Origin of the sequence: Salarchaeum sp. III (genome assembly GCF_036418315.1) — an archaeon.
In the GTDB taxonomy this organism is placed as follows: domain Archaea; phylum Halobacteriota; class Halobacteria; order Halobacteriales; family Halobacteriaceae; genus Salarchaeum.
In genome coordinates this window covers 108,943-132,647 of the sequence record NZ_JAZHPG010000027.1, presented here as the reverse complement: position 1 = coordinate 132,647, position 23,705 = coordinate 108,943, and the positions used below count along the sequence as shown (strand labels likewise).

At 66.8% G+C, this 23,705-nt stretch carries 29 protein-coding genes; 11 read left to right on the top strand and 18 right to left on the bottom strand.

Features of this window, described 5'->3' with window-relative positions; all coding sequences use genetic code 11:
• Nucleotides 1-100: 100 nt before the first annotated feature.
• Nucleotides 101-529 (bottom strand): hypothetical protein, encoded by a 429-nt coding sequence (locus U3A55_RS11330; protein ID WP_330991617.1) that lies wholly within the window; start codon nt 527-529, stop codon nt 101-103.
• A gap of 59 nt (nt 530-588) precedes the next feature.
• Entirely contained in the window at nt 589-1,599 is a 1,011-nt protein-coding gene (locus tag U3A55_RS11325; RefSeq protein ID WP_330991616.1) for a glutathione S-transferase family protein, read from the bottom strand.
• 109 nt (nt 1,600-1,708) lie between these two features.
• Between U3A55_RS11325 and alaS the strand changes: the two genes are divergently transcribed.
• Complete coding sequence (gene alaS, locus U3A55_RS11320) at nt 1,709-4,483, top strand: alanine--tRNA ligase (protein ID WP_330991615.1); 2,775 nt, start codon at nt 1,709-1,711, stop codon at nt 4,481-4,483.
• On the opposite strand, the gene U3A55_RS11315 is transcribed toward alaS, so the two are convergent.
• Nucleotides 4,477-5,661 (bottom strand): HD domain-containing protein, encoded by a 1,185-nt coding sequence (locus U3A55_RS11315; RefSeq protein ID WP_330991614.1) that lies wholly within the window; start codon nt 5,659-5,661, stop codon nt 4,477-4,479. The two genes, alaS and U3A55_RS11315, sit on opposite strands and share 7 nt — an antisense overlap.
• A gap of 194 nt (nt 5,662-5,855) precedes the next feature.
• Here U3A55_RS11315 and U3A55_RS11310 point away from each other — a divergent pair, with 194 nt between their 5' ends.
• Nucleotides 5,856-6,542 carry a type 1 glutamine amidotransferase gene (locus tag U3A55_RS11310; protein WP_330991613.1) on the top strand — a complete coding sequence of 229 codons (687 nt, stop codon included), beginning with the start codon at nt 5,856-5,858 and terminating at the stop codon, nt 6,540-6,542.
• Here the strand turns inward: U3A55_RS11310 and U3A55_RS11305 are convergent.
• Nucleotides 6,539-6,910 (bottom strand): DCC1-like thiol-disulfide oxidoreductase family protein, encoded by a 372-nt coding sequence (locus U3A55_RS11305; RefSeq protein WP_330991612.1) that lies wholly within the window; start codon nt 6,908-6,910, stop codon nt 6,539-6,541. The two genes, U3A55_RS11310 and U3A55_RS11305, sit on opposite strands and share 4 nt — an antisense overlap.
• Nucleotides 6,903-7,376, bottom strand: a complete 474-nt coding sequence (locus tag U3A55_RS11300) for a cupin domain-containing protein (RefSeq protein ID WP_330991611.1) — start codon at nt 7,374-7,376, stop codon at nt 6,903-6,905. Before U3A55_RS11300 ends, U3A55_RS11305 begins: the two co-directional genes overlap by 8 nt.
• 79 nt (nt 7,377-7,455) lie before the next feature.
• Between U3A55_RS11300 and U3A55_RS11295 the strand changes: the two genes are divergently transcribed.
• Nucleotides 7,456-7,803, top strand: coding sequence for a hypothetical protein (locus U3A55_RS11295; protein ID WP_330991610.1), 348 nt, complete (start codon nt 7,456-7,458; stop codon nt 7,801-7,803).
• A gap of 87 nt (nt 7,804-7,890) precedes the next feature.
• On the top strand, nt 7,891-8,208 hold the full coding sequence (locus U3A55_RS11290; RefSeq protein ID WP_330991609.1) for a 4Fe-4S dicluster domain-containing protein: 318 nt from the start codon (nt 7,891-7,893) through the stop codon (nt 8,206-8,208).
• Here U3A55_RS11290 and U3A55_RS11285 read toward each other — a convergent pair.
• Together U3A55_RS11285 and U3A55_RS11280 are read right to left on the bottom strand one after the other, a co-directional pair.
• On the bottom strand, nt 8,205-8,366 hold the full coding sequence (locus tag U3A55_RS11285; protein ID WP_168219932.1) for a DUF6757 family protein: 162 nt from the start codon (nt 8,364-8,366) through the stop codon (nt 8,205-8,207). The genes U3A55_RS11290 and U3A55_RS11285 overlap by 4 nt on opposite strands.
• 46 nt (nt 8,367-8,412) lie before the next feature.
• The gene (locus U3A55_RS11280; protein WP_330991608.1) at nt 8,413-9,210 is read right to left on the bottom strand and encodes a PHP domain-containing protein; all 798 of its coding nucleotides are present in this window, start codon (nt 9,208-9,210) and stop codon (nt 8,413-8,415) included.
• A gap of 101 nt (nt 9,211-9,311) precedes the next feature.
• On the opposite strand from U3A55_RS11280, the gene U3A55_RS11275 reads away from it, so the two are divergent.
• Both U3A55_RS11275 and U3A55_RS11270 read left to right on the top strand, forming a co-directional pair.
• The gene (locus tag U3A55_RS11275) at nt 9,312-9,596 is read left to right on the top strand and encodes a DUF5789 family protein (RefSeq protein WP_330991607.1); all 285 of its coding nucleotides are present in this window, start codon (nt 9,312-9,314) and stop codon (nt 9,594-9,596) included.
• A 212-nt stretch (nt 9,597-9,808) separates the two neighbouring features.
• Nucleotides 9,809-9,982, top strand: a complete 174-nt coding sequence (locus tag U3A55_RS11270) for a DUF5786 family protein (RefSeq protein WP_330991606.1) — start codon at nt 9,809-9,811, stop codon at nt 9,980-9,982.
• On the opposite strand, the gene U3A55_RS11265 is transcribed toward U3A55_RS11270, so the two are convergent.
• Both U3A55_RS11265 and U3A55_RS11260 read right to left on the bottom strand, forming a co-directional pair.
• On the bottom strand, nt 9,969-10,652 hold the full coding sequence (locus U3A55_RS11265) for a DUF7530 family protein (protein WP_330991605.1): 684 nt from the start codon (nt 10,650-10,652) through the stop codon (nt 9,969-9,971). The two genes, U3A55_RS11270 and U3A55_RS11265, sit on opposite strands and share 14 nt — an antisense overlap.
• Nucleotides 10,649-11,527 (bottom strand): NAD(P)H-binding protein, encoded by an 879-nt coding sequence (locus tag U3A55_RS11260; RefSeq protein WP_330991604.1) that lies wholly within the window; start codon nt 11,525-11,527, stop codon nt 10,649-10,651. The genes U3A55_RS11265 and U3A55_RS11260 overlap by 4 nt, the downstream gene beginning before the upstream one ends.
• Before the next feature lie 99 nt (nt 11,528-11,626).
• Here U3A55_RS11260 and U3A55_RS11255 point away from each other — a divergent pair, with 99 nt between their 5' ends.
• Nucleotides 11,627-11,851, top strand: coding sequence for a DUF7561 family protein (locus U3A55_RS11255; protein WP_330991603.1), 225 nt, complete (start codon nt 11,627-11,629; stop codon nt 11,849-11,851).
• 26 nt (nt 11,852-11,877) lie between these two features.
• Nucleotides 11,878-13,650, top strand: coding sequence for an ATP-dependent DNA helicase (locus tag U3A55_RS11250; RefSeq protein ID WP_330991602.1), 1,773 nt, complete (start codon nt 11,878-11,880; stop codon nt 13,648-13,650).
• A gap of 117 nt (nt 13,651-13,767) precedes the next feature.
• Here U3A55_RS11250 and U3A55_RS11245 read toward each other — a convergent pair whose 3' ends face one another.
• The gene (locus U3A55_RS11245) at nt 13,768-14,772 is read right to left on the bottom strand and encodes a class I SAM-dependent methyltransferase (protein ID WP_330991601.1); all 1,005 of its coding nucleotides are present in this window, start codon (nt 14,770-14,772) and stop codon (nt 13,768-13,770) included.
• Nucleotides 14,765-15,868, bottom strand: a complete 1,104-nt coding sequence (locus tag U3A55_RS11240; RefSeq protein WP_330991600.1) for a 60S ribosomal export protein NMD3 — start codon at nt 15,866-15,868, stop codon at nt 14,765-14,767. Before U3A55_RS11240 ends, U3A55_RS11245 begins: the two co-directional genes overlap by 8 nt.
• A gap of 153 nt (nt 15,869-16,021) precedes the next feature.
• Here U3A55_RS11240 and radA point away from each other — a divergent pair, with 153 nt between their 5' ends.
• Nucleotides 16,022-17,056: a DNA repair and recombination protein RadA gene (gene radA, locus U3A55_RS11235; RefSeq protein ID WP_330991599.1), complete on the top strand. Its 1,035-nt coding sequence runs from the start codon at nt 16,022-16,024 to the stop codon at nt 17,054-17,056.
• Here radA and U3A55_RS11230 read toward each other — a convergent pair whose 3' ends face one another.
• Complete coding sequence (locus tag U3A55_RS11230; RefSeq protein ID WP_330991598.1) at nt 17,057-17,482, bottom strand: iron-sulfur cluster assembly scaffold protein; 426 nt, start codon at nt 17,480-17,482, stop codon at nt 17,057-17,059. It lies immediately after the preceding gene.
• Between the two features lie 79 nt (nt 17,483-17,561).
• On the opposite strand from U3A55_RS11230, the gene U3A55_RS11225 reads away from it, so the two are divergent.
• Nucleotides 17,562-17,981, top strand: coding sequence for a hypothetical protein (locus tag U3A55_RS11225; protein WP_330991597.1), 420 nt, complete (start codon nt 17,562-17,564; stop codon nt 17,979-17,981).
• On the opposite strand, the gene U3A55_RS11220 is transcribed toward U3A55_RS11225, so the two are convergent.
• The 4 genes from U3A55_RS11220 to U3A55_RS11205 all read right to left on the bottom strand — a co-directional run bounded on the left by U3A55_RS11220 (nt 17,982) and on the right by U3A55_RS11205 (nt 21,716).
• The gene (locus tag U3A55_RS11220) at nt 17,982-19,235 is read right to left on the bottom strand and encodes an aminotransferase class V-fold PLP-dependent enzyme (protein ID WP_330991596.1); all 1,254 of its coding nucleotides are present in this window, start codon (nt 19,233-19,235) and stop codon (nt 17,982-17,984) included.
• Nucleotides 19,236-19,383: 148 nt separating this feature from the next.
• Complete coding sequence (locus U3A55_RS11215; protein WP_330991595.1) at nt 19,384-20,445, bottom strand: outer membrane protein assembly factor BamB family protein; 1,062 nt, start codon at nt 20,443-20,445, stop codon at nt 19,384-19,386.
• Nucleotides 20,446-20,688: 243 nt separating this feature from the next.
• Entirely contained in the window at nt 20,689-20,979 is a 291-nt protein-coding gene (locus tag U3A55_RS11210) for a DUF424 domain-containing protein (protein ID WP_330991594.1), read from the bottom strand.
• Nucleotides 20,979-21,716: a tetratricopeptide repeat protein gene (locus U3A55_RS11205; protein ID WP_330991593.1), complete on the bottom strand. Its 738-nt coding sequence runs from the start codon at nt 21,714-21,716 to the stop codon at nt 20,979-20,981. Before U3A55_RS11205 ends, U3A55_RS11210 begins: the two co-directional genes overlap by 1 nt.
• A gap of 54 nt (nt 21,717-21,770) precedes the next feature.
• Here U3A55_RS11205 and thpR point away from each other — a divergent pair, with 54 nt between their 5' ends.
• On the top strand, nt 21,771-22,325 hold the full coding sequence (gene thpR / locus U3A55_RS11200; RefSeq protein ID WP_330991592.1) for an RNA 2',3'-cyclic phosphodiesterase: 555 nt from the start codon (nt 21,771-21,773) through the stop codon (nt 22,323-22,325).
• Here the strand turns inward: thpR and U3A55_RS11195 are convergent.
• Together U3A55_RS11195 and U3A55_RS11190 are read right to left on the bottom strand one after the other, a co-directional pair.
• Nucleotides 22,322-22,705 carry a DUF7522 family protein gene (locus U3A55_RS11195; RefSeq protein WP_330991591.1) on the bottom strand — a complete coding sequence of 128 codons (384 nt, stop codon included), beginning with the start codon at nt 22,703-22,705 and terminating at the stop codon, nt 22,322-22,324. The two genes, thpR and U3A55_RS11195, sit on opposite strands and share 4 nt — an antisense overlap.
• 361 nt (nt 22,706-23,066) lie before the next feature.
• Nucleotides 23,067-23,693, bottom strand: a complete 627-nt coding sequence (locus tag U3A55_RS11190) for a rubrerythrin family protein (protein WP_330991590.1) — start codon at nt 23,691-23,693, stop codon at nt 23,067-23,069.
• Nucleotides 23,694-23,705 lie beyond the last annotated feature (12 nt).

The following is a 23,705-nucleotide window of genomic DNA, read 5'->3' as shown; positions in this document are numbered from 1 at the left end:
GCGAACGCGAGGCCGGAAAAAGTCCGTGTAGAAAGTCCAGTTAGAGGCGCTGCTGGCGTCTGTCGCGCTCGAAAACTAGGGTTTCGGTTCTCCGTCTGTTCTATTCGACGAGGTCGCTGAGCGGGTCGTCGGGGACGGTGTGGTAGACGTCGCCGTAGAGGACTTCGGAGCATTCGGCGACGAAGCCGATGAGGCGGGAGCCGGTTTCGTAGTCGAAGGTGAACGCGACGCCGCCCTCGGGATTGGTGGGGTCGCGGAGGTTGAGGATGAGGCCGATGTCGAAGAGGTGGAGGGAGGCGGTGAGGGAGGTGAGGTCAACCTCGTCGTCGCCGCGTTCGACGAGTTCGCGGTACTCGTTCTGGTAGAGGTCCACCATGAGTTCGCAGCGTTCCCGGACGAGGTCGCGGGGGAGGTCGTCGCGAACGTAGGAGAACGACACGTCCTCGCCCTGGTAGTCGAAGACGAGTCGGAGGTTCGGGCCGAGGCGCTCCCGGAGGTGCGAGGTGAGCGCGGCGGTGTCACGCGACATACCGGAATGAGGGGCGCGAGACTCAAAACTGTACGGCATGGTTCACGAACGTTCGCGGGCTACTTGAGGGGAGCTGGGAGGCTGCCGGGGAGGTCGTCGCGCGCGTGGGGTGCGAAGAAGTCGGGGTCGGGGCCGAGGGGGACGCGGCGCTTCGGGTTGATGTCGCCGTGACTCCGGTAGTAGTGCTGTTTCACGTGCCACATGTCGCAGGTCGCCTCGACGCCGGGGAGCTGGCAGAGTTCGCGGAGGTAGCCCCAGAGCGCGTCGTAGTCGGTTATCTGACGGTAGTTGCACTTGAAGTGGGTGTGGTAGACCTCGTCGAACCGGTACAGGGTGGTGAACATACACACGTCCGCGAGCGTGAGCGAGTCGCCGACGAGGAAGCGCTGTTCTGCAAGGCGTGCGTCGTACTCCTCCAGAGCGTCGAAGAGGTCGCGGACGGCGTCGTCGTAGGCGTCCTGGGACTCCGCGAATCCGGCGCGATAGACGCCGTTGTTGATGCGGGGGTAGATGTCGTCGATGACCTCGTCGATTTCCGCGCGGTCGCCCTCCGGGTAGAGGTCGACGCCGTTGTTATGCTCCGAGAAGGCGGTGGCGAACATCCGAATTATCTCCTCTGACTCGTTGTTCACGATGGTGTCTTCTTCTGTGTCCCAGAGCACGGGGACGGTGACGCGGCCGGTGTAGTCGGCGTCGGCCTCCCGGTAGACCTCGCGGAGGTAGTCGGAGCCGAACAGGTGGTCCTCGGTGCTTCCGGGTTTCGACGCGTCGAACTCCCAGCCCTGGTCGTACCGGACAGGGTCGACCACGCTCACCGAAATGGCGTCTTCGAGGTCGAGGAGGGCGCGCACGGTGAGCGCGCGGTGCGCCCACGGGCACGCGTAGGAGACGTAGAGGTGGTAACGCCCCGACGCGGGTTCCGGGCCGTCGGTGACGACCTCATTCGGGCTCTTCCGGGTGCCTCGAATCCAGTCCCGGAAGGACGTCTCGGCGCGCTCGAACTCCCCGGACTCGTCGTGGTCTATCATCTCCTCTTCCGTGTGCCACTCGCCGTCGACCATTCGTCCCATGCGCGATACGTGGGGCGGACGCCGCAAAAACCCGCGGGCCACGGCGACCGCTGCGGGTGTCGTGCGGAAGTACAAGGGTTTTACCGGCAGGACGGCCTACCTGTGCGCAATGAGCGACCTCACCGAGGAGTACCGTCTCGAGTACTTCGAAGCGGAGGGCTTCACACGAAAGCAGTGCACGGAGTGTGGAGCGAACTTCTGGACGCGGGACGGCGAGCGGGAGACGTGCGGCGAACCCCCCTGTGAGGACTACGGGTTCATCGACGACCCCGGGTTCGACGACGAGTACACCCTCGAAGAGATGCGGGAGGAGTTCCTCTCCTTCTTCGAGGAGCACGACCACGAACGCATCGACCCGTATCCGGTGGCGGCGAACCGCTGGCGGGACGACGTGCTGTTGACGCAGGCGTCCATCTACGACTTCCAGCCGCACGTCACGAGCGGGCAGTCCCCGCCGCCCGCGAACCCGCTCGCGGTGAGCCAGCCCTGCATCCGAATGCAGGACATCGACAACGTCGGGAAGACCGGACGCCACACGATGGCGTTCGAGATGATGGGCCATCACGCCTTCAACGCCGACGAGGGCACGGACTACGCGTACGAGGGCGAGGTGTACTGGAAGGACCAGTGCGTCGAGTACTGCGAGGAGTTCTTCGCGTCCTTCGGCGTCCCCAGGGAGGACGTGACGTTCATCGAGGACCCCTGGGTGGGCGGCGGGAACGCCGGCCCCGCCTTCGAAGTTATCTACAAGGGGCTCGAACTCGCGACGCTCGTCTTCATGTCGATGGAGCAGGACCCGGACGGCGAGTACGAGATGAAGGACGGGAACACGTACGCGCGGATGGACCGCCGCGTCGTGGACACCGGCTACGGGCTCGAGCGCTGGACGTGGATGAGTCAGGGCACGCCCACGGTGTACGAGGCCATCTATCCCGAGATGATTGCGACATTGAAGGAGAGCGCGGGCATCGAACTCAGCGACGAGGAGGAGGAGCTCGTCCACCGCGCCTCCAAGCTCGCGGGCCACCTCGACATCGACGAGGTGGAGGACATGGACGCCGCTCGCGACAACCTCGCGGACAAGCTCGACGTGTCCACGGAGCGCCTGCACGACCTGATGCGGCCGCTGGAGGACCTCTACGCCATCGCCGACCACTGCCGCACGCTCGCCTATATGTTCGGTGACGGTATCGTGCCGTCGAACGTCGGCACGGGCTACCTCGCGCGGATGGTGCTCCGGCGGACGGTGCGCTTGATGGACACCGTCGGCGTGGAGGACGACCTCGCGGACCTCGTGGACGTGCAGGCCGACCGCCTCGGGTACGAGAACCGCTCGACGGTTCGGGACATCGTCCGGAAGGAGGTCGGGAAGTACGAGGAGACGCTGGAGCGCGGCAGTCGGAAGGTCGAGCAGTTGGCGCGCGACCACGCCGAGCGCGGCGAGCCGATTCCCGCCTCGACGCTCGTCGACCTCTACGACAGCCACGGCCTCCAGCCCGACATGGTCGAGGAAATCGCGGCCGAGGAGGGCGCGGACGTGGACGCGCCGGACGACTTCTACTCGCTCGTCGCGGAGCGCCACGACTCCGCGGAGGCGTTCGAGGAGTCCGAATCCCGCGACGAGCGGCTCGGCGACCTCCCCGAGACGGAGGCACTCTACTACGAGGACCAGGAGCGCACGGAGTTCGAGGCGGTCGTGCTGGACGTGTTCGAGCGCGAGGAGGACGGCGAGACCGCGTACGACGTGGTGCTCGACCAGACGCGGTTCTACCCGGAGGGCGGCGGGCAGCCCGCGGACCGCGGGACGCTCTCGACGGACGACGCGACCATTCAGGTGCGGGACGTGCAGAAGCGCGACGGCGTCGTCCTCCACCGGGCGAACGAGAACCCGGGGAAGGGCGAGTTCGTGCGCGGACAGGTGGACTGGGACCGCCGCGAGCGCCTGATGGCGCACCACACCGCCACCCACATCGTCGTGCACGCGGCTCGCCAGGTGCTGGGCGAGCACGTCCGGCAGGCCGGCGCGCAGAAGGGCGTCGACTCCTCGCGCATCGACATCCGGCACTACGAGCGCCTCGACCGGGAGACAGTGAAGGAAATAGAGCACCGCGCGAACGAGGTCGTGCGGGAGAACACGACCGTCCATCAGGAGTGGCCGGACCGGAACGAGGCGGAGGCCCAGCACGGCTTCGACCTCTACCAGGGCGGCATCCCGGCCGGGGAGAACATCCGACTCATCCACGTCGGTGACGACGTGCAGGCCTGCGGCGGGACGCACGTCTCCCGGACGGGCGACATCGGCACCATCAAAATCCTGAACACGGAGCGCGTGCAGGACGGCGTGGAGCGGTTCACGTTCGCCGCCGGTCGCGCCGCCATCGAGCACGTGCAGGAGGAGGAGGAGTACCTGCTGGACGCCGCGGACACGCTCGACGTGACGCCGGACGAACTCCCCGAGACCGCGGAACGGTTCTTCACGGAGTGGAAGGAGCGCGGGAAGCAGATAGAAGACCTGAAAGAACAGCTCGCGGAGGCTCGCGCCGGCGGCGGTGCGGAAGCCGAAGAGGTCGAAGTCGCGGGCACCACGGCGGTGATTCAGCGCGTGGACGGCGACATGGACGAACTCCGCGCGACCGCGAACGCGCTCGTCGAGGACGGCAACATCGCGGTCGTCGGCTCCGGGGCCGAGGGCGCGCAGTTCGTCGTCGGCGTCCCCGACGGCGTGCCTGTGAACGCCGGCGCGGTCGTCAGCGAACTCGCGAGCATGGTTGGCGGCGGCGGCGGCGGCCCGCCGGACTTCGCGCAGGGCGGCGGCCCGAATAGCGACAAACTGGACGACGCGCTGGAGAGCGCGCCCGAAATCCTCGAATCAGTCTCTCAGTAATCGACGGCGTCCCCGACGCCGGAGAGGCCGAGTTCGCGTTCGGCGGCCGCACCTACGGCCTCCGTGTGTTCTTCGGGTGCATATACTCCAAAACGCCACTGGACGTTCTGGGAGTGCTGCATGCCCTCGACGAGCGGGCTGTGGTCGGCGAGCCGCTTCGTTCCGCCGTTGACGACGACGCGCGCGCTGGATTCGGGCATCGACGGCCGACCGGGAGTGTCCACGACGACGTGTTTCTCCGGGACGCCCGCCGCGTCCGCGATGTCGCGCTCGAACGCCCTGACCTGGTCGTGGCTGGCGACGACTACGTCCTCGGGGACCGCATCGCGCTCGCACCAGGCGGCGCGCTTGTAGAGGTCGCGCCGGCTGAGGCGGCGGACGAACTCCGCGGTCTCGTCGTGGTCGCGGAGGGCGGCGAGGAGTTCGTCGTCGGTCATGCGCGCGAACTCCGAGACGGCGAGACTGCTGGTGTCGAGGAGGCGTTCGCTCGCGCGTTCGAGCATCCCGCCGGCGATGCGGGAGACGTGGTGGCGGTAGACGGTCGCGTTCATCAGCGCGCGGGCGACCAGGAGGGATTCGGCGGTGGCGACGTTCCCCTCCGCGAGCACGAGGTCGCCGTCGCGGAAGGTGAGCGCGCGCACGAGCCGGCCGTGGTCGACGGTGCCGTAGGGGACGCCGGTGTGGTGGGCGTCCCGCACGAGGTAGTCCATCCGGTCCACGTCGAGTTCGCCCGCGACGAGCTGGCCAAGTGTGCCGTCGCCCGCGATGAGGTCGGCGACGCCGCCGGGGTCGAGTCCGTAATCGGCGAGCACGTCGGCGACGGGGCCGTCCGCGAGGAGGTCGCGCACGTCGTCGTGGTGGCGGCCGAGGCGTCGCTCGATGATGCCCTCGGTCTGGTGACCGTAGGGACCGTGACCGACATCGTGGAGGAGGGCGGCGGCGCGGGCCTTGTCCGCGCGCGCGCCGGACACGTCGAGGTGGTCGAGCGCGCGGTCCGCGAGGTGGTACACGCCCAGGCTGTGCTCGAAGCGCGTGTGGTTCGCGGACGGGTAGACGAGGCGGACGGTGGAGAGCTGCTTGATGTGGCGGAGCCGCTGCACCGGCGGCGTGTCGAGGAGGGCGGACGCGACGCCGTCCACCTCGATGTAGTCGTGGACGCTGTCCTTGATGGCGCGCATGGTGCGAAGCGCGGCGGCGAGCCTGTTATCCCTCCCGGTTCAGGTTTTTCCGCGACCGTGTCCGATTTATATTGCCGTGCCTATCGATACCGTGTGGTGTGGCAGTTCACCACAACCACTTCCATCCCCGCTCGGATAGCGTCGAAGCGTGACACTGGCGAAACGCATTTTCACGCGGGAGGAGTACGCGAGGTATGAGCAGCCCCCGCATCGCGTTCGTCAACGCCGCGCACGACGGCGCTGACACGCTGAAGAACTTCCGCCGAGAGCTGGACGCCGACCTGGTGGAGTTCCACGTCACGGAGGGAACGATACCTCAGGACTTCGAGTTCGACGCGGCGGTCGTCTCCGGCAGTCGCGCGTCCGTCTACTGGGACGAGGACTGGATTCAGCCGACCCGCGAGTGGGTCGGAGAGGCCGCGGAGCGGATGCCCGTGCTCGGCGTCTGTTTCGGCCACCAGCTCCTCGCGGACGCCCTCGGCGGCACCGTCGAGGGGATGGACGAGTACGAGATCGGCTACCGAACCGTCTCGAAGACCCGCGACGACCCGCTCCTCGACGGACTGGGCGAGGAGTTCCTCGTGTTCACCACGCACTCCGATGCCGTGACGGAACTCCCGCCGGACGCGGAGCTGCTGGCGGAGAACGACTACGGCATCCACGGGTTCCGGAAGGGCGACGCGGTCGGCGTCCAGTTCCACCCCGAGTACGACATGGGGACGGCCAAGAGCGTCACCCGACGAAAGGACGACCTCCCCGAGGAACGCAAAGAAGCCGTCACCGACGGCATCACGCCCGAGAACTTCGAGCAGGCGTGCGAGGCGAAACGGCTATTCGAGAACTTCACCGAGCACGCGCGGTCGGCGAGCGCGTCCGATTAGTTCTTCGCGGGCGGGTCGCAGCGCGCGATTTTCCCCCACCAGTCCCGGCGGTCGGCGCCCCACCGGTAGAGTTTCTCGCGGAACGACGGATACCCGGGAACCTCGCGCAACACCTGGAAGACGGCGTCGAGAACGGGGTTGATGCGCGCGAGCGCTTGCTCCATCGCCTCGCCGCAGTCGTAGACCGCGTCGTCGGTGAGGAGGTGCGCGCAGGTCTCGTAGTCGTCCGGCAGTCGCGCGCGCTGGTCGGGCGTGAGTTCGTGGAACCCCACGAGTTCGAACTCGCCGAGGTCGTCGGCGACGCGCGCGCACCACGTGCAGAACCCGCACTCGTCGTCGTAGACGAGCCGGGGCGGGTGTTCACTCATCGGTGAATCGCCCCGTCTCGCTCCCGCAGTTCTCGCAGCGCGCGACGATGGAGTCCCGGTCGTCCGCGAGTTCGATGGTCTGCGTCGTCTCGGCCTCGCACTCATCGCAGTACCGCAGAATCGTGGTTTCACCGGCCTCTCGGGGCGCGCCGACGGCGAGCACGATGGCGCGGTCCGCGTGCTCGTTCACCGCGCGCTGGTACTCGCCGGGCGCGAAGCGCACGAGTTCGCCCGACCGCACCGGCACGCTCTCCTCCGCGGTTCGGAACGTGACTGTGCCGGCCTGCACGTAGAACACCTCCTCCTGAGCCTCGTGGGCGTGATAGCCGAAGGACGTGCTGTCGCCCTCGTCCAGTTCGTAGTAGTTCAGGGAGACGTTCGTCGTCCCCAGAGCGTCGGCGAGCGGATAGCTCACGTCCGCCGGACTCATTCGGGAGGAGAACTCGGAGAGTCGAACTTTGCGCATACTCGGTATTGGGGTGCGCGACGTTTCAATGGTGGTGGCCACCACTAAACCAACGGGAGGAGAACGAGAGGAGTGGATAATGTCTCGGAGCGAGAAAGTGTGGGTGATTGCGGCGGCAGTGCTACTCATCGCGACGACCAGTGGGTGTATGGTGAACTCCGGGTCGAACGAGACTATCGCGGTGACGAACGAAATGACAACGGACGCGAACGTGACAGTAAGCGTCGTCAGCGGGAACGAGACCATCCAGACGAAGACGTACACGCTCGAACCCGGAGAAGAACGAGCGTTCACCCCGGAGTACAGTCAGAACCGAACGGTTGTGGTGCGTGTGGGTTCGCGGTCGGACGCCTACGACTGGATGGGAGGACGACTCGACATAACCGTTCAATCGGGCGATATCGAGTTCTTCGCCTCGGCACCATAGCCATCCTGCTGGCATCGCGAGAGAGAACGGCCGCCGAGGCTCGAACGCCTGCAAGCGAGTTAAGTAGTCATAACCCACAGGTCCGGTATGGCTATCGACCCGAGTTTCGACGAGAGCAGGGAGGTCGTGGATTCGCACAACGGCCACGACGTCTGGGGGCCCGTGGACGAACCGGAGACGCTGGGGATTCACGGCACGCACGTCGCGGTGGACTTCGACGTGTGCATCGAGGACGGCGCGTGTGTGGAGGACTGTCCCGTGGACGTGTTCGAGTGGGTGGACACGCCCGGGCATCCGGAGTCCGAGCGGAAGGCGGACCCGGTGAACGAGATTCAGTGCATCGACTGCATGCTCTGCGTCGACGTGTGTCCCGTGGACGCCATCGACGTGGACTCCAGTCGCTAGGCGCGGTCGATGTCGAGCTGCTCCCGGAGGTCGTGGAGGGCGTCCGAGTCCGCGAGTTCCTCCAGGCGGTCCTGGAAGTGGTCCTCACAGAGTCCGACCTGGAGGCCGTCCTTCTCGACGGACACGTCGGCGCTCCGGTCGCAGTAGTGACAACGCATACCCGAGACTCGGGCCCGCAGCTACCTTAACTTGGCGCCCCCGGCGTTATAGACGGTCTCGGAGCCGGTCGTACTCGGCCTCGTCGACGCCGTCTTTCGCGAGCTCCGTATCGTGTGCGTCACTCCCGCCGGTGGCGAGCAGGTCGTGTTTCTCGATGGTTTCGCGCACGCGCTCGACGCCTGCGTTCATCGGGTCCTTGCCGACGGGGCGGTCGTAGGGGTAGTGGAGTTCGACGGCGTCGAGGTCGCTCGCGCGGGCGAGCGCGGCGTCGGGGTCGTCGTACCGGAGCGGGTGGGCGAGGCCGACGACGCCGCAGGACTCGCGGAGGAGGCGGACGCCCTCCTCGTAGCCGGTCACGTCGCGTGCGACGTAGCAGGGGCCGTCGTCCCCGATGAGGTCGTCGAACACGCCCGAAACGGCGTCGTAGTCGGTCTCGGGGTGGTCGACGACGGCGCGCGCGACGTGGGGGCGGCCGATTCCTTCCCGAGAGTCGATTCCGAGCGCGACGCCGAGGTGTTCCTCGACGTTCTCGATGATGCGGCGGCCGCGGGTTTCGCGGTCGCGCTGGAGGCGGTCGAGTTCGTCCCGGAGGTCGTCGGTGGGGTCGACGCCGTACCCGAGGAGGTCGATCTGTTCCGCGGGGGTTTCGACGCGGAGTTCGATGCCGTGGACGAGTTCGACGCCCGCGCGGGTGATAACGGGCGGGAGGTCGGGCTGGACGCGGTCGTGGTCGGTGATAGCGACCGCTTCGAGGCCGGCGTCTGCGGCGGCGGGCGCGACCTCGGACGGGTCGAACGTGCCGTCGGAGCGGGTCGTGTGGACGTGGAGGTCCGCGTACACCATGCGGTGTCTAGGGCGGCCAGGGGCTTGTGTTTAAGGAAACTATTATTCTACACCATCGTTCATGGAGAACGTTCTTAATGGTCTATCATCCAGAAGCGTGTATGACGCTCAAGGACGCCGCGGAACTGCTCGAAACCCAGGAGTACCCGGCCACAGCCGACGACATCAAGACCACTCACGGCGACTTCGAACTCGACCTCCCCAACGGCACCGAAACCCTCGGAGACATCATCGACCGTGCCGGCGACGACACCTTCGACGACGCCACCGCCGCCCAGCACGCCCTCATGGGCGCCGTCGGCGGCGAAGCCATCGGCCGCCGGAACTACTCCGACCGCGACCCCACCCCCATGGGCGTCGACGGCCCCACCCAGGTTTCGTTTTAATCCCCCGACCCCATAGGTTCACGGCCGCGGCCACGACCCCGGCCGCACTCCACTGACGATTCTTCCACGAGCGTCGCGTTCAGCGTTCGAACCCACACCGATTCGATTCTGTGGTGTTCGAACGGTCGGTTCGAGAGAGCTATCGTGTCATCCGTAGTGCTATTCGGCGATACATTGATATGGCAAAGCCGCTAACCTTGGTTTGTCTTACCATGTCAATCGGATCTTACGACGAAGCCGAACACGAGCGCCGCGAACGCAAGAACTCGTCCGTCGACACGACGAACGACGACACCCGCACGCAGTACAAGGGGACCGTGGAGTACGACTCGGGCGAGTCCGCGGACGACCTGCTCGAAACCTTCGAGCGCATCAAGAAGAACTGAGTCGAGCGACCGCCACCACGCTTCCTACCGCGAGCACGTGACCGACGACCGCGAGCGCCAGCAGCGGCTGGTCGCCGAGCAGGGGGACGAGGACGAGTTGGAGGAGCGCGAACCCGACGTTCCGGGAGTCGAGCGCGCGCAGTTCCGCGGCCGTCTCGCCGTCGAACGCGTACCGGAGTTCGCGGTAGGCGGCGAGAACGGCGGCCCACCAGCCGGTGCCGATGCGATAGCAGACGTCCCAAAGCACAAGCAGGGCGAGGGCGACGGCGGGCGCGGCCGGGGTCGGACCGAACAATCGTTCGAGAAGGGTCGCGCCGTCCCGGGGGTCGACGACGAACAGGTAGGTGACGAGCGCGACGTACGCGAGCACGCCGAGCACGACTTCGACGCTCGACCCGAACAGGAGGCGCGTGTAGGCGTCCGGGAGCGAGAGCGTGCGGACGCGCCGCCCCATGTCGAGCATGAACGCGCTCCCGGCGGCCGCGACGGCGACGGCGACCGTGCCGGGGAGGACGGCGTTCCAGTAGCCGTACACCGCAGCGACAGCGAGCACGAGCGCCTCGAACAGGACGAACTGGACGGCGACCGCGATTCGGTCCGGGAGCGAGAGCCCGGGAATCGCGCCGACGATGCTCTCGTACACCCACGTCCGGCCGTACCGGTCGCTCACGCGTCCTCCGCGAGCGCGGCTCGCACGGCGTCCTCGAACGCGGTCGGCGTCACGTCACACAGGTCGCGGAGGCGGTCGTCCTCGCAGACGACGGGGTTCTTCAGGCCCTCGACGAGCGGACGCGCGACCGAGGTCGGGACGTCCGTGACGAGCGCGAGCCAGTACGACGACAGCCGCGGTGAGAGCACGGGCACGGGGAGCAAGTGGAGCGTGGTGCCGGTGACGCGCGCGGTCGTGCGCAGCATCTCCTCGTACGTGAGCACGTCCGGCCCCCCGATTTCGTACGTCTCGCCCGCGGTCTCCGGGTGGGCGAGGACGCACGTGAGGTACGCGACCACGTCCGAGATGGCGATCGGCTGGCAGGGCGTGCGCACCCAGCGCGGCGTCACCATCACGGGGAGGTGCTCGACGAGCTGGCGCACCACCGAGAAACTCGCGCTCCCCGCGCCGACGATGACGGCGGCGCGGAGGACAGTGAGGTCGTAGTCGCCGTCCGCGAGCAGGTGTTCGACCTCGCGCCGGGAGCGGAGGTGGTCGGAAAGCTCGTCCCGGTCGCCGCCGAGGCCGCCGAGGTAGACGACGCGCTCGACGCCCGCGTCGCTCGCGGCGGCCGCGAAGTTCCGGGCGCACCGGCGGTCGCGCTCCTCGAAATTTCCTCCCGACCCCATCGAGTGCACGAGGTAGTAGGCGGCGTCCGCGCTCGGGAGCGAGAGGTCGTCGTCGAGCAGGTCGCCCGCGACCACCTCGACGCCGTTGGACGGGTCGTATCGGTCGGGGTCGCGAACCACCGCGACCACGTCGTGGCCGGCGTCCGCGAGCGCGGGAACGAGGCGGCCGCCGACGAAGCCGGTCGCGCCGGTGACGAGCACGCGCATACCCGGAGATGGACGGGAGACGCCATAGGTGTGGGGGCGCGCGGCGACACGGGGTCGAGGGAGCGGGAGGCCTATACGGTGCTCGCCCCTCCACCGGGTATGGCGAAATCGACGTGTGACTGCTGCGGGGACCGCGTAGCCATCTCCGGGGGCGCGGGCGACTTCTGGGACTTCGGCGACCTGGAGAAGGCGTCGTCGGGCGGCCTGACGCTCGAACTCCGCGACGACACCGAGTTCTTCCTGTGTTTTGACTGCATCGAGGCGCTCCCCGAGAACCCCACGAGCGAGGACGTGGCCGAAGTCCGGGAGAGTCGGACGACCTAAGGCGCTCCCCGCGCTCCACACCTGACGTGAACCCCGCGCGCATCCACGAGGAGTTCCCCGCCCCGAGCTATCGGGGCGCGCAGGAGCAAGCGCTCTCCGACGTGCGAGAGGCGTTCGCGGACGGGAACGACGTGGTGCTGGTGCGCGCGCCCACCGGGAGCGGCAAGAGCCTGCTCGCCCGCGCCATCATGGGCTGTGCGCGGCAGACGGGCGACGCCGGTCCCGCGGACCCCGTGGGCGCGTACTACACGACGCCGCAGGTCAGCCAGTTGGACGACGTGGCCTCCGACGACCTGCTCTCCGACTTCAAACTCATCCGCGGGAAGTCGAACTACACGTGCATCCTCCCCGACGAGCAGGACACGCCGGTGGACCGCGCGCCCTGCGCCCGCGAACGCGGCTACGACTGCGCCGTCAAGCACCGCTGTCCGTACTTCTCCGACCGCGCCATCGCGTCCTCCCGCGAGTTCGCGGCGATGACGCTCGCGTACTTCATGCGCACCGCCGGCAGCGAGGTGTTCCGAACCCGGGACGTCTGCGTCATCGACGAGGCGCACGGCCTCGCGGAGTGGGCGGAGATGTACGCGACAATCGACCTCTCGCCCGCGAGCGTCCCCGTCTGGAGCGACGTGAACGTCCCCGACGTGGACGGCGACGTGGAGGCGGCGGCGCGGTTCGCGGACTCCCTCGTGCGCGTCTGCGAGTCCCGGAAGGACGAGCTCGTCGGCGTGGACGAACTCACCGCCGAGGAAGCCAGAGAGCGCGACCGACTCCAGGAACTCATCGGGGAACTGGAGTGGTTCGCGGAGGACTCCCGCGACCACGAGTCCGCGACGACGTGGGTGGTCGACCAGTCCGAGCGCGGCATCACCATCAAGCCGATGAACCCCGAGCGGTACCTCCAGCACACCGTCTGGGACCGCGCGGAACGGTTCGCGTTGCTCTCCGCGACCATCCTGAACAAAGAGGCGTTCTGTCGCGGGGTCGGTCTCGACCCGGAGAACGTCGCGCTGGTGGACGTACCGCACACGTTTCCGGTGGAGAACCGGCCGCTGTACGACGTGACGCGCGGAAAGATGACGTACGATGAGCGCGACGAGACCCTCCCCGAGGTCGCGCGAGTGGTGGCGCGCGTGATGCAGAAACACGACGACGAGACGGGTATCGTCCACTGCCACTCCTATGGCATTCAGGAGCGACTCCACGACCACCTCCAGGAGCTAGGCGTGGCGGGCCGGGTGCGGACGCACACCTCCGAGAACCGGGACAACGAACTGGACGCGTGGAAGGCGAGCGAGAAACCCGAAGTGTTCCTCTCCGTGAAGATGGAGGAAGCCCTGAACCTGGAGGGCGACCTCGCGCGCTGGCAAGTAGTGTGTAAAGCGCCGTTCCTGAACACGGGCGACTCCCGGGTCGCGCGGCGGCTGGAGGACGGCCAGTGGGCGTGGTACTACCGGAGCGCCCTGCGCACCATCATTCAGGCCGCGGGCCGCGTCGTCAGAGCGCCGGACGACTACGGCGCGACGTACATCGCGGACGACTCCGTGCTCGACGTGTTCGAGCGCGCCCGCACTGATATGCCCGAGTGGTTCGCGGCGCAGGTCGACGAGATGACGACGCCGGACCTCCCCGAACTGGACGCGGCGGCCGCGCGCGCCGGCGTGAACGACATCGAGCACGCGACCCAGACGACCCAGCAGACCGACCGCGGGCGCGCCGGGCGCGACGACGCGGGCGACGAGTCGGGGGGCGGGCGGGAGCGCCGGAGCCCGATGGCGGACGTGTGGGACGTGGACTAGACGGAGGAAATGACGTAGAACACCGCCGACGTGAGCATGACGACGGCGAAGAATATCGCGATGAGTTGCTGACGGGTCATACTGGCTGTATCGGACGCTGAAACTTCTGTGTTCCCCCTACGCGAGGCGAGCGTCAGCGACGACGTGCCAGACGCCCTCCGCGTGGGACTTCACGCGCCGAACCTCGACAGATTCGACGGTTCTGTCGGCATCCCGTGCGGCCGCCTCGACGCGCTCGCGGGGCGTTTCGGGGAGGTCGTTCTCGTGGACGGTGGCGTGCGCGTGGAGGGTTCCACCGGAAACGAGGGCGTCGATTGCGGCGGCGAGGTAGTCGGCGTCGAGCGCGTCGTAGTACCCCAGCACGACGCGGTCGGCGGTCGTCTCGACGTCCCGGCAGTCCCCGAGCACGAGGTTCATCGAATCCGATACCTCGTTGAGTTGGGCGTTCTCCGCGAGGTAGCGGAAGGCGTTGGGGTTCTTCTCAACGGCGGTCACGTCGGCGCCGGCGCGCGCCATCGGGAGCGCGAAGTAGCCGATGCCGGCGAACATGTCGAGCACGCGCTCGCCCTCCGTGACGAGGTCGCCCATGCGGGCGCGCTCGTGCTGGTTTCCCGGCGAGAACATCACGCGCGAGAGGTCGAGCGCGTACTTCGTGCCGTGCTCGGTGTGGACGGTTTCGGTGTCGCCGCTACCCGCCAGAACGGTCACGTTGGGCGTCCGGAACTCGCCATCGATGGGGCCGCGGTCGAGGACGGTATCGGCCTCCCGGTGGAGCGTCAGGAGGGCGTCCGCGACCCCGCCCGGCCGCGGGCAGTCGGTGAAGTCCGCGAGCAACACGTCGCCGACGACCGCCCACGAGGACGGCGCGCGCTCGCGGTCGTCCTCGCTCCAGCCGCGCTCGCGGAGCACGTCATCGAGGCCGCGGGAGCGGTAGTCCGGGTCGGACTGCTCGACGGTCGCGAGCACGTCCGTCTCGGCGGGCGCGGCGAGCACGGGGAGTTCGACCCGCTCGTCGTCGCGCTCGCGGACGCGTCGGTCGTCGTCGTAGACGCCTTCGGCGCGCAGGCGCTCGATGCTGGCCTCCGCGTCGGGTTTCGCGACGAGGACGGCGAGGTCAGGCATCGGGGAGGACGTGGATGCCTTCGCGGCTCCGGAGGACGGGGACGGTGTCGGTCGACTCGTCCATGTAGTCCGGGCGCGCGACGGTCTTCGCCTCGTACGTCTCCGGGTCGAGCAGTTGCACCGAGTTCTCGTCCTCCACGGTGACGACGGTGGTGTCCACGGCGTCCCCGGTGGTGCCGAGTTTTCGGGCGTCGGGGGCGTCCCCGACCTCGTAGCTCGCCTCGTACGGTTCGCCCGTCGTCACGCGCACGCCCTTGAGGTTCCCGCGGACGGAGCGCACCAGCACGGGCCCCTGCTCGTCGTCTTCGAGGTCGATGACGTCGCCCGAGACGAACTCGGGGAGGCGGACCGCGAACGTCACCCGGTACACCTCGTTGCCGTCCTCGTCCTCGGTGACGAGCGTCTCGGAGTCGGAGAACGACCCGCCGAACTCCTCGGTGAGTTTGCGGCTGACCTTCTTCCCGATTTTCGTCGTGGAGAGCTTCATGTCGAGGCCCTCCGGTTTCTCCGTGAGTTCGGTGACGAACGCGTTCCGGTCGCCCGTCGCCTCCATTTCGGCGACGATGTCGTTCGCGATCTCCTTCGCGCGCTCCGTCTCCTCGGTGGTGGGCGTGCGGTCGCCGACGGCGCGGACCTGAACGACGCTCGCGTAGTAGTCGCCGGCGATGCGGCCACAGCGCAGGCAGGTCTCCTTGGAGATGCGGACGGGAACCATCACCTCCTCGGTCATCGGTTCGCCGCGGACGACGCCGGAAAAGCGGCAGTGCATCCGGATGGTGGTCGCGTCCACCTGCTCCGGGCGGACCTGCCAGTCGAACTCGCTCGCGCCGACGTGCACGCCGAGCGCCTCCGTCGTCTCCTCGATGGCGATGTCGGTGTAGTCCTGCGCGCCCACGTCCACCCAGCGGTTCCCGCGGTGGACCGCGCCGCAGCGCGCGCAGACACGGACCTCGATAGTGTCGGGCACGTCGACGAGGTCGAAGTCGTCGAAGTAGCAGTCGTTGCAGAGCGCCCGCTCGCGTCGCGTCGCCCCCGTCTCCGCTTCGGTCGTGGGGTCGCCACAGCGCGGGCAGAACGTGGCGGACTCGGTACTCATGGCTCGAAGAAAGCGGTTGAGGCGGTTAAGTCCCGCGCACCCGGTTTCAACCTTCGCCCGTGGACGAGCGCGACCCCCGCCACGCCCGCCAGTTTCACTTTCACCCTGGTGTTTACGAGGGTTTAAGGTCGTATGGGCGAAAGAAAGGGATACATGCCAGCAGACGCAGACCTCGAAACTCTCTCCGGCGTCGGCCCCGCGACCGCGGAAAAACTCCGCGACGCGGGCTACGAATCGTTCCAGAGCATCGCCGTCGCCAGCCCCGGCGAACTCTCGAACACCGCGGACGTCGGCGACTCCACCGCCGCCGACATCATTCAGAGCGCGCGCGAGGAAGCCGACGTGGGCGGGTTCGAGACCGGGAGCGCAATCCTCGAACAGCGCCAGCGCATCGGGAAGCTCACGTGGAACGTCCCCGACGTCGACGAACTCCTCGGCGGCGGCGTCGAAACCCAGTCCATCACCGAAGTGTACGGCGAGTTCGGTGCCGGGAAGTCCCAGGTGACCCACGAGCTCGCGGTCACCGCACAGCTCCCGAAGGACCAGGGCGGCCTGCACGGTCGCGTCATCTTCCTCGACAGCGAGGACACGTTCCGCCCCGAGCGCATCGACGACATGGTGCGCGGGCTCTCCGACGAACAACTCGAAGCGACGATGGAGGACCGCGGAATCGAGGGCGAACCCGGCGATGAGGACGCGATGGACGCCCTCATGGAGGACATCCTCGACAAGATTCACGTCGCGAAGGCGTTCAACTCCAACCACCAGATGCTCCTCGCCGAGAAGGCGAAGGAGATCGGGAGCGAGTACGAGGACGACGACTACCCCGTTCGACTGCTCTGCGTGGACTCCCTCACCGCGCACTTCCGCGCGGAGTACGTCGGCCGCGGCGAACTCGCGAACCGACAGCAGAAACTCAACAAGCACCTCCACGACCTCGAGAAGGTCGGGAACCTCTACAACAGCGCCGTCGTCGTCACGAACCAGGTGCAGTCCAACCCGGACGCGTTCTTCGGCGACCCCACCAAACCAGTCGGTGGGAACATCCTCGGCCACAAGTCCACGTTCCGCATCTACCTCCGGAAGTCCAAGAACGACAAGCGCATCGTCCGCCTCGTCGACGCGCCCAACCTCGCGGACGGCGAAGCCGTCATGCGCGTCCAGGACGGCGGCCTGAAACCCGAATAACTACTCGTCTTCTTCCGTACTCGTCGCGGCTTTTTCGAGGTCGCCCTCGTAGACGCGCGCGCCGTCCTGCACGACCTTCTCCGCAAGTACCGCGCACTTGATGCGCATCGGCGTCACCTCGACGCCGAGCATATCGAGGACATCGTCGCGGTCGAGGTCGTCGACCTCGTCGAGCGTCATCCCGGGCAGCTCTCCCGAGAGCATGCTCGCTGACGCCTGACTGATGGCGCAACCGTCGCCGTCCCACGCGACACGTTCGATGGTTTCGCCGTCCTCGGCGAGTTCGACATCGAACTCGATTTCGTCCCCACAGGAGGGGTTGTAGCCCTCGTGGGTGAACGTCGGGTCCGGCAGCTCCCCGTAGTTCCGGGGGTTCTTGTAGTGGTCGAGAATCTGCTGCCGGTACATGTCCGAACCCATGCTCATACGGAATACGTGGGTCGTGCGGCGTAAAAGCCTACCGTGCGGCCGTGCGGTTTAGCAGGCGCGAGGGTGACGTTCCGGTATGTCGTTTCGGGCACGGCTCGCGCAGACGCTCGTGGACGAGTCCCGGGCGTACGGCTACACGCTCGTCATCTGGGGCGCCGGCGCGATGCTTATCGCCGAGTACGGCGTTCCGAGTTCGCTCGAAGTGCTCGCGTACATCGCGGGGTCGTTATTCGAGTTCGCGGCGGTGACGTACTACGCGTTCGGCGGCGTGCTCACGGCCGCGGACGAGGGCGCGCGGGACGTGAAGACCGCCGCGGAGATGGTGCATCTCGCCGCGACGTTCTGCAACCTCGTCGTCGCCATCGCGCTCGTCACCGTGCTCGCGAACACGCCAACGCCCGTGCTCGCGTCGTTCGGCGTCGTCGGCGTTCAGGCGACCGTCGGCTACAGCGTCCTGCTCGTCGCCGAAGAAGTGCTCGGGGAACGCCTGCAGTAGTCAGGCGAAGATGTCTTTCGCCGCGCGGATGCCGTCGACGAGGGCGTCGAGTTCGTCGACGGTGTTGTAGAGGTAGAAGGAGGCGCGAACGGACGCGGCGATGTCCATCTTCTGGTGGAGGGGCTGCGTGCAGTGGTCGCCGGCGCGGATGGCGACGCCGTGGTCGTTGAGGATGCTGGAGAGGTCGTGGGCGTGCACGCCGTCGAGGTTGAAGGAGACGAGTCCGGCGCGCTCCTCGTCCTCGCGGGGGCCGTAGATTTCGAGGCCGTCGATTCGTCTGAGTCGGTCGTAGGCCTCGGCGGTGACGCGTTCTTCGTGCGCGCGGATGTTCTCCATCTCGAGGTCGTCGAGGTAGTCCGCGGCGACGGCGAACGCGATACCCTCGGCGATGAGGGGCGTGCCGGCCTCGTACTTCCACGGGAGGTCCGCCCACGAGGAGTCCTCGTAGGTGACGCGGCGAATCATCTCGCCGCCGTACATGAACGGCTCCATCTCCTCCAGAATCGCCTTCTTCCCGTAGAGACCGCCGACGCCGGTGGGACCGGCCATCTTGTGCGCGCTGAACGCGTAGAAGTCCACGCCGAGGTCCTCCACGTCAACGGGCCGGTTCGGAACAGCCTGCGCGCCGTCCCCGAAGATGAGCGCGTCGTGTTCGTGCGCCATGTCCGCGAGTTCGGCGAGGGGGTTCACGGTGCCGAGGACGTTCGAAACGTGCACGACGGACACCATCGCGGTGTCGGGGCCGATGAGTTCCTTCGCGTGCTCCATGTCGAGGCTGCCGTCCTCGGGGTCGACGCGGATGTACTTCACCTCGGCCCCGGTGCGTTTGGCCATCTGCTGCCAGGTCACGAGGCTGGAGTGGTGTTCCATCTCCGTGAGGACGATTTCGTCGCCCTCCTCGAGCTCGTTCAACCCCCACGCGTACGCGACGAGGTTCGCGGCCTCCGTCGTGTTCTTCGTGAAAATCATCTCCTCGCGCTCGCCGCTCGCGCCGACGAACTCCGCGAGCCGGTCGTGCGCCTCCTCGTACGCGATAGAGGCCTCCTGACTGAGCTGGTGGATGCCGCGGTGGACGTTCGCGTTGTACCCGCGGTAGTAGTCGCCGAACGTGTCGATGACCTCGTTCGGCGTCTGCGTGGTCGCCGCGTTGTCGAAGTAGACGAGGGGAACCCCGTCCCCGACCTCCCGGTCGAGAATGGGGAAGTCCTCGCGAACCCGCTCGACGTCGAGCGGGCTCTGTTCACCCGTAGCCATGTACGAAAGGAGGGTTCGGAGGCGTTTGGTTCCTTCGATGGGAGCGACCCATATCGGGACGGTTAGCGATAGAAACGGGCAGTAGGCCGGATATTTCCCACCGCCACGCCGGTAGAAGGCGTCATTCCGGTGAAAATGCAGACCACACCTAATTCAAAATTCTTGCATTTCCATCATCATCGCCGATATGAATGGTCCCCCCATACACGGACGGAGGGCCAGCCGGCGGTGCACCCAAGTCAATCTCGGAAACAACCTCTTGGAGTTCAGTTTTGATGACGGTAAGGGTTCCAGAAGCCGTTCCCGCATAAACGAGGGTCTGTCGTTCCGTCTCGGACTCCGCGTCCGGATTTGGCCCAGCAGCGACCGCGAGACCACGGTGAACGGACGCACCGACGGAAACCCGGTATTCGATGGTGCCGGAATCCGCATCAAGCACGTACACGTGGCCATCCGTGCTTCCAACGTACACACGGCCATCGACGACGGTTGGCGCACTAAACGACGTGAGCGGAACAGAAGTCCGCCACTCACGCTCACCGGTTTCGGTGTCAAGCGCGTACACGTAATCATCGGAACAAGAAAGGTAAACACGTCTCTCCGTAACTGCCGGAACACTCACGCGTCCGCTAACACCGCGGAACACCCACTTCTCGGAGCCGTCACTCGCTGAGACCGCGAATACAGCCTGAACGTGTGGCGCATCGGGAGGTTCGTTCGAGGAGACGCGCTGCCCCTTCGTTCCGACGTACGCGACACCATCGACGACAGTGACACCGGAGAGGATACCGGCTTCCGTCTCGTACTGCCACGCCTCACTCCCCCCATTCAGACCGAGAATCTCCCCAGTACCACGTTCGCCGTTTTTATTTGCGACGACTGTCCCCTCGTGATACCCGAGAGGGCCGTACGAGGGGGCGCCATCGTACGTCCATGATATCGTTCCACTTGTCGCGTCAATGGCACGAACTCCTCCACTCCAGCCGACATAGAGCACATCATCAACGAGAATTGGCGGTTCACCTCCCCAGGTTCCGATGGTTGTTTTCCATCGAACCGTCCCGTCGTGGCGATCCAACGCATACAGCCGTGGTCCAATCGTGTGGAAAACGACGCTATCAGTTACCGCCGCCGGACCTGCCCGAGTAAACGTCGTTTTAAACGAAAGTGCGCGTTCAACCGACGAAAGCGGTGTATGACTGTCGCGCACGTACCCAGTGTTCCGAGCGTCGTACCCGAACGACGGCCACGCTGAAAAGACGGCAGAGTTACTGGAGCAGCCAGCGAGCCCTGTGCCGACAGCGGCAGCACCGAGTGCGAGGTATCGACGGCGAGAGAGTGGAGGAGTTATGAATACACTAATAATAGTATTTAATAAATATTTTCTGGATGGATGTAACCGTTGGAAGAGGATGGATACCAACTCGACACGCGCCACAAGAAGGAAACGTGACTACAGCCGCAGGACTTGCGCGTGCCGGGTGTCCGCGATGTCGAGGACGACTGTCTCGTCCACGAAGCCCTCGTCGATGGCGAACTCGACCGTGCGCGTGCCGACGAGGTTCGCGACGCTCGCGCGCCCGAGGCTGTCGCGCACGTCGGCCTCGTCGACCTCGTCGCCGCCGTAGAACTCCTCGGTGACGGTGAGCGACACGTCGCCGTCCTCGAACGTCTCCCCGATGAGGCCGGTGTCGCAGACGGTGACGAGGAGGCCCTGGTCCGTCTGTCGCTCGCTGACTATCATCACTCGCGGTCGACCAGCTGCTGCTCCTGGTTCTTCCGAATGCGGTCGGCCTGCGCCTCGACCTCGCCGGCCTCCTCCTCGCGGCCGAGTTCGTCGAGCGCCCGGGACTTCTCCTGGTAGACGTCCGCCTGCTTGAACCCGAGGCGGATGGCGTTATCGAGACACTCCAGGGCTTCCTCGTGGCGGCCGCGCTCGTTCTCCATGAACCCGAGATTGTACCAGGCCTGCGGGAGGCGGTCGTCCTTCCGAACCGCGCGCTCCGCGTGGTAGATGGCTTCCTCGTCGTCCCCGAACTCCCAGAGCGCGTACGCGAGGTTCGTCTCCGCCTCCGCGGCGAACGGGCCGTCCTCGTCCACGAACACGGCTTCGCGGTGCGCGCCCGCGGCGTCGTCCCACTCCTCCATCTCGGCGTGCGCGACGCCCTTGTTCACCCACGCCTCCTGCGCGGTGTCGTCGTCGTCCGCGTACCGAGCGGCGCGCTCGAACGCGTCCGCGGCCTGCTCGTGGCGCTTAATTCCCATGTAGTTCAAGCCGACATCGATGAGTTCGTCCGCGTCGGCGTCCGTGGCGGTGATGTTCCGCTCGTCGAGGCTCTCCGTCACAACTCGGGAGTCGACGGGGTCGACCTCGTTCAGGTCGGGTTCGAGTTCCGGCGGGTCGAGGTCGAACCCCTCGTAGGGGTCGTCGAAGCCCTGGCCCTCGGAGAAGTAGTGGCGGTCGTCCTCTCGGTCAGTCATACCTGTAAGAATGGGAGGGACGGGGTTAAGGGCTACGCAGACCGACTCCCTGATATGCGGCTGTTCGTTTCCGTCGACCTCCCCGACGCCCTGCACGACGATGTGGCGGACGTGCAGTCCGAGTTCGCGGACGCCGACGGCCTCTCCTTTATCGACCCGGCGCAGAGCCACGTGACGATGAAGTTCCTCGGGGACGTGCCCGAGTCCGAGGTCGACGCGGTCGCGGACGCGCTGGAGACCGGAGTCACGGACATCGGCATCGAGCCGTTCGAGGCGACGTACGGCGGGCTCGGCGTGTTCCCGAACCTCGACTACATCAGCGTGCTCTGGCTCGGCGTCGAATCCGGAACCGAAGCGTTCGTCCGACTGCACGAGGCCATAGAGCAGGAGCTCGTCGAATTCGGGTTCGACCCGGAGGACCACGAGTTCACGCCGCACGTGACGCTCGCGCGGATGCAGCACGCCGGCGGGAAAGACCTCGTGCGGGAGCTCGTGCAGGAGTGGTCGCCGACAGTCGGGACGGCGCGCGTCTCGGAGGTCAGGCTGACGGAGAGCACGCTCACGCACGAGGGACCGGAGTACGAGACGGTCGCGGCGGTCTCGCTCTAGTCGCGGCGGTCTTCGAGCACGGATTCGAGCGCGCTCGCGGCCTCGTCGAACTGCGTGACAGTGAGGCCGTCCGTGGTGACGAAGACGCCGTCGCGTTCCGTGGCGACGCGGAGGAGGAAGCCGTTCTCGAACGACCGAACCGTGTACTGGTACTCTCCGAGTTCGGAGCCCTTGTACGTGTCCTGGGTGAGCTGGAACGCCTGCCACTCGTGGCCGATGAAGGAGGAGAGGTCGGCGTCCTGTTCGAGGTCGTCCCGGAGGTAGAGCTGCTCGTAGTCCGTACGGGTGAAGAACGTCAGGGAGCGCAGGCTATCGCCGAGAGCCGTGCGCGCGACGGTGACGAAGCGGTTCGCTGCGTCGTCCGACAGGGGAGCGGTCATACCCCTGTCTCCTCACCCGGGCGGTATAGAACTACTCCCGAGCGGGGCGTTCACGGCGACGCGTTTTCCTTCGCGGGCGGGCGCGTCGCCGGGGTTTCGCGCTCCCGTCCCGCGCGTCTCTCAACGCACGCCACCCGCTGGCTCCGCCATCCTACTTCAACCTACGCCGATAGCGCGGACGCGGACGCGGGGCGGTTAGCGGAAGCAGAGGCGGTTGGCGGGACGCGTTCGCGCGAACGAGCGGTTCGAAGAACCCGGAAGTGAGCGGGATTGACCGGTCGCCGAAGGCGACCGGCATTTTTCGTGCAGGGTTTTGCAGTGAGTGGGTCGCGAAGCGACCCCGAACTGGAAAACGGTGCGTCTAGCAGACCGGTTTGGGGTTGACGCCGAGGGATTCGAGTTGGGCGGTGTATTCGTCGTAGGCGGCTTGAACGATGTCGGTGGCGGTGTCGATGGCTTGCTGGTAGTCTTCGGCGGTGTCGCAGGCGGCGTCGAGGAGGTCGCGGGCGCGGACGTTCTGGTCGTCGAGGTCGCCCTTGAGGTCGCGGAATAACTGTGCTGTCTGGGGGTCTGCTTGGCCGACGAAGAACCCGACGTACTGTTCCTTGGAGGCGCGGGTGGCGAGGAGTCGGCCGATGTAGCCGCCGGCGCGTTCGATGGGGTCGTCGAGCGCGCGGAGGCGGTCGTGCATCGCGGACGCGTCCTCGCTCGGGGCGTGGTCGTCGAGTTTGGCGGTGACGCGGTCGTAGTGGCTGGCTTCCTCGTCCGCGGTCTCCTGATAGAGCGCGCTGGCGGGGGCGTCGCTCGTGTCCGCCCACGCCTGGAAGGTCTCGTAGGCGGCGTGTTCGGCGTCCGCGGCGGCGCGCAACACGTCCTCGGTCTCCATCTCGCCGCCGGTCGCGGCGTACAGCGACTTCGAGGAACCCAGTCGGGAGAGCGCGGTGTCGTTCTCCTCGCGAACCCGCTCGTACACGTCGTCGGGAGTCATACCTAGAGCGTG

Coding starts and splice junctions, on each gene's coding strand:
- U3A55_RS11330 (WP_330991617.1), bottom strand. CDS start 529: ATGTCGCGTGACACCGCCGCGCTCACCTCGCACCTCCGGGAGCGCCTC.
- U3A55_RS11325 (WP_330991616.1), bottom strand. CDS start 1,599: ATGGGACGAATGGTCGACGGCGAGTGGCACACGGAAGAGGAGATGATA.
- alaS (WP_330991615.1), top strand. CDS start 1,709: ATGAGCGACCTCACCGAGGAGTACCGTCTCGAGTACTTCGAAGCGGAG.
- U3A55_RS11315 (WP_330991614.1), bottom strand. CDS start 5,661: ATGCGCGCCATCAAGGACAGCGTCCACGACTACATCGAGGTGGACGGC.
- U3A55_RS11310 (WP_330991613.1), top strand. CDS start 5,856: ATGAGCAGCCCCCGCATCGCGTTCGTCAACGCCGCGCACGACGGCGCT.
- U3A55_RS11305 (WP_330991612.1), bottom strand. CDS start 6,910: ATGAGTGAACACCCGCCCCGGCTCGTCTACGACGACGAGTGCGGGTTC.
- U3A55_RS11300 (WP_330991611.1), bottom strand. CDS start 7,376: ATGCGCAAAGTTCGACTCTCCGAGTTCTCCTCCCGAATGAGTCCGGCG.
- U3A55_RS11295 (WP_330991610.1), top strand. CDS start 7,456: ATGTCTCGGAGCGAGAAAGTGTGGGTGATTGCGGCGGCAGTGCTACTC.
- U3A55_RS11290 (WP_330991609.1), top strand. CDS start 7,891: ATGGCTATCGACCCGAGTTTCGACGAGAGCAGGGAGGTCGTGGATTCG.
- U3A55_RS11285 (WP_168219932.1), bottom strand. CDS start 8,366: ATGCGTTGTCACTACTGCGACCGGAGCGCCGACGTGTCCGTCGAGAAG.
- U3A55_RS11280 (WP_330991608.1), bottom strand. CDS start 9,210: ATGGTGTACGCGGACCTCCACGTCCACACGACCCGCTCCGACGGCACG.
- U3A55_RS11275 (WP_330991607.1), top strand. CDS start 9,312: ATGACGCTCAAGGACGCCGCGGAACTGCTCGAAACCCAGGAGTACCCG.
- U3A55_RS11270 (WP_330991606.1), top strand. CDS start 9,809: ATGTCAATCGGATCTTACGACGAAGCCGAACACGAGCGCCGCGAACGC.
- U3A55_RS11260 (WP_330991604.1), bottom strand. CDS start 11,527: ATGCGCGTGCTCGTCACCGGCGCGACCGGCTTCGTCGGCGGCCGCCTC.
- U3A55_RS11255 (WP_330991603.1), top strand. CDS start 11,627: ATGGCGAAATCGACGTGTGACTGCTGCGGGGACCGCGTAGCCATCTCC.
- U3A55_RS11245 (WP_330991601.1), bottom strand. CDS start 14,772: ATGCCTGACCTCGCCGTCCTCGTCGCGAAACCCGACGCGGAGGCCAGC.
- U3A55_RS11240 (WP_330991600.1), bottom strand. CDS start 15,868: ATGAGTACCGAGTCCGCCACGTTCTGCCCGCGCTGTGGCGACCCCACG.
- radA (WP_330991599.1), top strand. CDS start 16,022: ATGCCAGCAGACGCAGACCTCGAAACTCTCTCCGGCGTCGGCCCCGCG.
- U3A55_RS11230 (WP_330991598.1), bottom strand. CDS start 17,482: ATGAGCATGGGTTCGGACATGTACCGGCAGCAGATTCTCGACCACTAC.
- U3A55_RS11225 (WP_330991597.1), top strand. CDS start 17,562: ATGTCGTTTCGGGCACGGCTCGCGCAGACGCTCGTGGACGAGTCCCGG.
- U3A55_RS11220 (WP_330991596.1), bottom strand. CDS start 19,235: ATGGCTACGGGTGAACAGAGCCCGCTCGACGTCGAGCGGGTTCGCGAG.
- U3A55_RS11210 (WP_330991594.1), bottom strand. CDS start 20,979: ATGATAGTCAGCGAGCGACAGACGGACCAGGGCCTCCTCGTCACCGTC.
- U3A55_RS11205 (WP_330991593.1), bottom strand. CDS start 21,716: ATGACTGACCGAGAGGACGACCGCCACTACTTCTCCGAGGGCCAGGGC.
- thpR (WP_330991592.1), top strand. CDS start 21,771: ATGCGGCTGTTCGTTTCCGTCGACCTCCCCGACGCCCTGCACGACGAT.
- U3A55_RS11195 (WP_330991591.1), bottom strand. CDS start 22,705: ATGACCGCTCCCCTGTCGGACGACGCAGCGAACCGCTTCGTCACCGTC.
- U3A55_RS11190 (WP_330991590.1), bottom strand. CDS start 23,693: ATGACTCCCGACGACGTGTACGAGCGGGTTCGCGAGGAGAACGACACC.